General features: G+C 71.2%; 6 protein-coding genes. 4 read left to right on the forward strand and 2 right to left on the reverse strand.

Features of this window, described 5'->3' with window-relative positions; all coding sequences use genetic code 11:
- Positions 1-172 precede the first annotated feature (172 nt).
- On the reverse strand, positions 173-820 hold the full coding sequence (gene lexA / locus PHC73_RS10785; RefSeq protein WP_300127873.1) for a transcriptional repressor LexA: 648 nt from the start codon (positions 818-820) through the stop codon (positions 173-175).
- A 286-nt stretch (positions 821-1,106) separates the two neighbouring features.
- Between lexA and PHC73_RS10790 the strand changes: the two genes are divergently transcribed.
- From PHC73_RS10790 to PHC73_RS10805, 4 genes are all read left to right on the forward strand, one after another.
- Positions 1,107-1,628 (forward strand): spore coat U domain-containing protein, encoded by a 522-nt coding sequence (locus tag PHC73_RS10790; protein WP_300127875.1) that lies wholly within the window; start codon positions 1,107-1,109, stop codon positions 1,626-1,628.
- 83 nt (positions 1,629-1,711) lie between these two features.
- Positions 1,712-2,395: a fimbria/pilus periplasmic chaperone gene (locus tag PHC73_RS10795; RefSeq protein WP_300127878.1), complete on the forward strand. Its 684-nt coding sequence runs from the start codon at positions 1,712-1,714 to the stop codon at positions 2,393-2,395.
- 16 nt (positions 2,396-2,411) lie between these two features.
- A complete protein-coding gene (locus PHC73_RS10800; protein ID WP_300127881.1) occupies positions 2,412-4,853 on the forward strand; it encodes a fimbria/pilus outer membrane usher protein in 2,442 nt (813 codons plus the stop codon).
- A 2-nt stretch (positions 4,854-4,855) separates the two neighbouring features.
- Positions 4,856-5,323: a spore coat U domain-containing protein gene (locus PHC73_RS10805; RefSeq protein ID WP_300127884.1), complete on the forward strand. Its 468-nt coding sequence runs from the start codon at positions 4,856-4,858 to the stop codon at positions 5,321-5,323.
- A 181-nt stretch (positions 5,324-5,504) separates the two neighbouring features.
- On the opposite strand, the gene PHC73_RS10810 is transcribed toward PHC73_RS10805, so the two are convergent.
- Positions 5,505-5,795: 2Fe-2S iron-sulfur cluster-binding protein (locus tag PHC73_RS10810; RefSeq protein ID WP_300127887.1), on the reverse strand; the 291-nt coding region annotated here is incomplete at its 5' end.

Genomic DNA, 5,795 nt, shown 5'->3' on the forward strand with positions numbered 1-5,795 from the left:
GGCAGCAGCAGCGAAAAGCCCAGACCCGGCGCGGCGCTGTCGATCTGCGTGAGCGCGCCCTGCGGCCAGCCGCCGAAGGCCGCGTCGAGCGCCGCGCTGTGCGTGCCGATGCGCACATCCGCCGGCGCCTCGCTGGCGCGCCACACGCCCTGGATGTTCAGCGCTGCGGCGTTCACGCCGTCACCGGCCGGATCAGCCCGGCGTAGACGCCGATCAGCCGCACCGCGTCTGGCGCGCACACCTGTGGCGCGTAGGTGGCCTGGTCGTCGTTTTCGGACAACAGCACCACCCGCCCGTCGCGGCGGCGGTAGCGCTTCAGGGTGAGGCGCGGATCGCCGGTGTGCGGGTCCGGCACCAGCGCCGCCACCACCGCGCCCACCGGCGGGTCCGGGTCCTCGCGCACGCCGACCAGGTCGCCCGGCAGCACGCCGAGGTTCTGCATGGAGCGGCCCTCGACGCGGAACAGCCAGTCCGGGCGCGGCCGGAACAGCGCCGCGTCCACGCCCAGCCAGTCCTCGACGTGCTCGGCGGTCATGACCGGCGCGCCGGCGGCGATGCGGCCGATCAGCGGCAGGCGCAGCGTGGCCGGCGCGGTCGAGGCGGTGACCAGCCGCAGGCCGCGGCTGACGCCCGGCACCTTGCCGAGCACGCCGCGCTGCACCAGCTTTTCGATCAGCTCAGCCGCCGCGCGCACCGAGCAGCCGAGCGCCTGCGCCAGCTCGCGCACGGTCGGCATGGCACCGTGGCGGCCGAAATGGCGCTCGATGGCCGCCAGCGCGGCGGCCTGGCGGGGCGGCAGTGGGTTGGGGTCGGTCGTCATGGCTACACAAATGTATAGCCTTGAGACCATCCTAGCAATCGGCCGCCCGGACCCGGCCGACGCCGGGCCCGGGGCGTGATTCAGGCCGGGCTTCCCCTTCGAACGGGACGCTCGCCTTAGATCAAGGGCGGTTTGATCTCGATCACAAAAAAACCGGCCAGCCATAGTTAAATGGCCATGTTGCTCTTCGCTCAAAAAAAACGTAGGCAACGACGAAAGAACCGCCCCATACCACGTATCCACGGGCCAACCCTCGCAATCAACCCGCTGCACACCGGAGGATTTCATGAAACTTCGCCACCCGTCCCAAGCCAAGCCCTCGCTCGTACGACTCGCCATGGCCGGGCTCGCCGCCGGCAGCCTGGCGCTGCCGCTGGCGGGCCAGGCAGCAACGCAGACCGATGACTTCACCGTCAGTGCCAACGTGACGGCCACCTGCACCATCACGGCAGCTGACCTGAGCTTTGGTGACTACAATCCCAGTAGCGCCGACATGGACTCGACTAGCACCATCTCGGTCCAGGGCACCAACGGTGATGGCTACAACGTCGGGCTCAATGCCGGCGCGTTTTCCGGCGCAACCGTGACCACGCGCAGGATGACCGGCACCGACGCCGCTGGCCTGAGCTACGCGCTGTATTCGGACAGCACCCGCACCGCCAACTGGGGTGACACCGCCCCCGATACCGTAAGCGGCACGGGTAACGGCAGCAGCCAGACCTTGACGGTCTATGGCCGCATCCCGGCCGGGCAATGGGTCCAGTCTGGCGCCTATTCCGACACCATCACCGCGACGATCACCTATTGATCCGATCGCCGATGGGAGCACTGAGAAAAGGACAAGGCCGCCGCCCCCTGCTGGGGGCGGCGGCCGTTTTTTTGTGCGCCGGCTTGTTCGCCGGTCTGGCCGCGGCGGCGCAGCTGCGCCTGGCGCCTATCAAGGTGCACATGGCACCCGGCCAGCGCGCCGCCGCCTTGACCGTCACCAACGAGGGCAGCGAGCCGGCGGCGTTCCAGATCCGCGCCTATGCCTGGCGCCAGACATCGGAAGGAGCGGACGATCTCGCGCCGACCGAGGAGCTGCTGGTCAGCCCGCCGCTGAGCCGGCTCGAAGCGGGCGCGCAGCAGGTGGTGCGCCTGGTGCTGCGCCGCCCGCCCACCGAGCGCGAGGCCACCTACCGCATCCTGTTCGACGAGATTCCGCCGCCCGCCGCGCCCAACACGGTGCGCATCGTGGTGCGCCAGTCGGTGCCGGTGTTCGCGCCGCCCAAGGCCAAGGTGGCGGCGCGTCTCGCCTGGCGCATCGAGCAGGGCGCCGACGGCGCGGCCTGGCTGGTGGCGCTCAACCAGGGCAGCCGCCACGCCGAGGTGCGCGAGGTCGCGCTCGCCACCGCCGACGGCGCGGCGCTCGCCGTCGAGCCCCCAGCCCTGCCCTACGTGCTGACCGGGGCCACGCGGCGCTGGCGCATCAAGGCCCCCGCGCCGGCTGCGGGGCAGGAGCTGCGCCTCACGGCGCGCGTCGATGCTGCCACCCTCGAGGAGCGCGTGATCGTCGGCAACGGCACGGTGCCATGAATCAACCTCCGTTGACATGGCGCTCGGTGCCGCCCGTCTTCTGGTGACGCTGCTGTCGTCGAGCCTCGGCGTGCTGCCGGCCGCCCAAGCTGTGGCCGCCGCCGGCGCACAGGCACCACCGCCGCCCGCGCCCCCTCCTCCATCGGCCACCGGGCCGCAGGAGCAGGTGCTGCTGCTCGAGGTGCATATCAACGGTCACGCCACCGGCAAGATCGGCCAATTCGTCCAGCGCGGCGCCATGCTGTGGGCGGGGCCGGGCGAGCTGCGCGAGCTTGGCCTGCGCCCGCCCGAGAACGCCCCGGACGACGCGGCGCCGCTGCCGCTGTCCGCGCTGCCCGGCCTGGACTGGCGACTGGTCGAGTCCACGCAGACGCTGCACATCACCGCCCCGGTCGAGCGCCTGGAGACCACGCTGCTCGCGGCGATGTCCGGCGGCGGCGAGGACGTGCCCTACCAGAGCGGCAGCGGCGCGGTGCTCGACTACGACCTGGTGGGTTTCTCGAGCGCAGACGCGAACTCGGCCAGCGGCCTGTTCGACCTGCGCGCGTTCTCGCCCTGGGGCGTGGCTTCCAGCGGCTTGCTGACCCATTTCGGCGGCGACGCGCTCGCCTGGCAGCAGCGCACGGTGCGCCTGGATACCGTGCTGGTCCATTCCGACCCGCAAACGCTGCGCCGCTATCGTCTGGGCGATGTCATCTCCGGCGGCCTTGCCTGGAGCCGGCCGGTGCGCCTGGGCGGGCTGCGCGTCAGCTCGGATTTTTCGATGCGCCCGGACCTGATCACCTTTCCGCTGCCCACGCTGGGCGGCGCCGCGACGGTGCCTTCCACCGTGGACGTGCTGGTCAACGGCCAGCGGGTGCTGTCGCGCGAAGTGCCGCCCGGCCCGTTCGAGGTGCCGCAGCTGCCGGTGGTCACCGGCGCCGGCACCATCACCCTCAACGTGACCGACGCGCTGGGCCGGCAGACCACGCAGACGCTGCCGTTCTACGCCGCCTCGCAGCTGCTCGCGCCGGGCCTGCAGACCTATTCGCTCGAAGCCGGCGCGCTGCGGCGCAACTGGGGCAGCGTCAGCAACGATTACGGCGACACCGTGGCCTCGGCGAGCTACCGCCGCGGCCTGAGCGCGCGGCTCACCGCCGAAACGCACGCGGAAGCGGCCTCCGGCCTCGGCCTGTTCGGCGCCGGCCTGGTGGCCAACCTGGCCGATCTGGCGGTCGCGAATCTCGCCGCCGCCGCCAGCACGGGCGATGGCGAGCGCGGCCTGCAGCTCAGCGCCGGCCTGCAGCACCTGGGCCGGGTGTTCAGCGTCAGCGCCCAGGCGAGTTTCGCCGGCCGGCAGTTCAGCGACCTCGGCACGATCGACGGCGATCCGGTGCCGTGGCGGCAGATTTACGCCAGCGCCGGCCTCGCGCTGGGCGGCGCGGGCTCGTTCGGCCTCGCCTATGCCGGCATCGACCGCGACGGGCGTGCCATGCCGCGTTGGTATGCCCCCTCGCCCGGCACCGTTCCGCCCATCGGATACTACGACCTGCAGGCCCAGCACCAGCGCATGCTGACCGCCAGCTATTCGGTGCAGGTAGGGGGCCGGGCCTCGCTCTACGCCACCGCCTACAAGGATTTCGCGCCCGGCGGCAGCAGCGGCGCCATGCTCGGCGTGACGCTGCCGCTGGGCAGCCGGGGGGCCTCGGCCAGCACCAGCATCGATCGCAGCGGCGGCGAAACGTCGTTTCAGCTGCAGGCCCAGCGCTCGGCCGACACGGTGGGCGAGTGGGGCTACCGCCTCTATCACGCCGGTGGCCAGTCCACGCACGACACCGGCGAGCTGAGTTACAAGTCGCCGTGGCTGTTCGGCTCGATCGGCGTGGATCAGATGAGCCAGCAGACCAGCTGGCGCGCCCAGGCGCGCGGCGCGCTGGTCACCGCCGACGGCGGCCTGTTCGCCAGCAACATCATCAACGACAGCTTCGCCGTGGTGGACACCGAAGGCGCGCCGGACATCCGCGTGCGCTACGAAAACCGCGACATGGGCCGCACCGACGGCGCCGGGCGCCTGCTGGTGCCCGAGCTGCGCTCGTTCGAGATCAACCAGCTGTCGATCGAGCCGACCGACGTGCCGCCCGACGCCAGCATCGCCACTACCCAGCAGAAAGTCCGCCCCATGGATCGCTCCGGCGTGGTGGTGAAATTCCCCATCCGCACCGTCCACAGCGCCCTGCTGCGGCTGGTCGACGCCAGCGGCAAGCCGCTGCCCCTGGGCAGCACGCTCACGCTCGAGGCAAGCGGCGCCGTGCTGCCGGTGGGCTACGACGGCGAAGCCTATGCCGAGGATCTGCAGGCCCACAACGTGGGCCGTGGGGAATTCCCCGACGGGCGGCGCTGCGTCGTGCGCTTCGATTACCGGCCGGTGCAGGGCGACATCCCGAGCCTCGGGCCATTGACTTGCCGGGAGGAGAAATGAGGGTGCACCAACGGCTCCTGCTGGCGCTGGGTTTGCTCGCGCCGCCGCTGGTGCGCGCCGCAAGCTGCCCGGTGAGTGCCACGGGCATCGGCTTCGGCAGCTACGACCCGCGCTCCGGCACGCCCACCGAGGCAACGGGAACCGTCACGGTGACCTGCCAGAGCGCCGCTCCCCCCGAATCGGGCAGCTACGGCATCGCCCTTGGCAGCGGCGCCAGCGGCAGCTATGCCGGCCGCGCGATGATGGCAGCCGGCGGCGCAGTGTTGTATTACCAGCTCTATACCGACGCCTCCCACACTGCCGTGTGGGGCGACGGCAGCGGTGGCAGTGCGGTGGTCAGTGGCGGCTATTCGCTGTCTGACGGCACCCCCCGCGCCTACGGCCACACCGTCTATGGCCGCATCCCCGCGGGCCAGTGGCCCGCTGCCGGCAGCTATACCGACACCATTACGGTGACGGTGACCTATTGATTTTCAAGACGACATGGACCAGCCGGCGAGGTCAGCCGGCCTGCCGGGCGACAAAAGCCATGTGCCGTTGCCACAGACCGCCCCCCCCCCGAGCAATGCTGAAAAATTCCCTCTTTGGCTTTTTTCAGCTCGCATCCGCGCGGCCGCCCGGACCCGGCCGACGCCGGGCCCGGGGCGTGATTCAGGCCGCCGGCTGCTCCAGGCTGTAGTCCGGCACTTCCACTTCGACGTCACCGTCCAGCAGCTTGGTGACGCAGGACAGGCGCGCATTCGGCGGCGCGCCCTCGGCCGCCAGCGTGCGCAGCTCGGTCGGGAACGGCGCACTCAGGTGCTCCATGCCGGACAGGATCAGCACGATGTCCGACCCGCAGCTGCCGAGCCCGCAGGAGGTGTGGATGGGGACCCCGCCGCGGCCCTTGATGAGGCCGAGCAGGCTCGAGCCCGGCATCACCTTGCGCCACGGGCCGCCGTT

It is taken from the genome of Immundisolibacter sp., from assembly GCF_028696615.1.
Classification (GTDB): domain Bacteria; phylum Pseudomonadota; class Gammaproteobacteria; order Immundisolibacterales; family Immundisolibacteraceae; genus Immundisolibacter.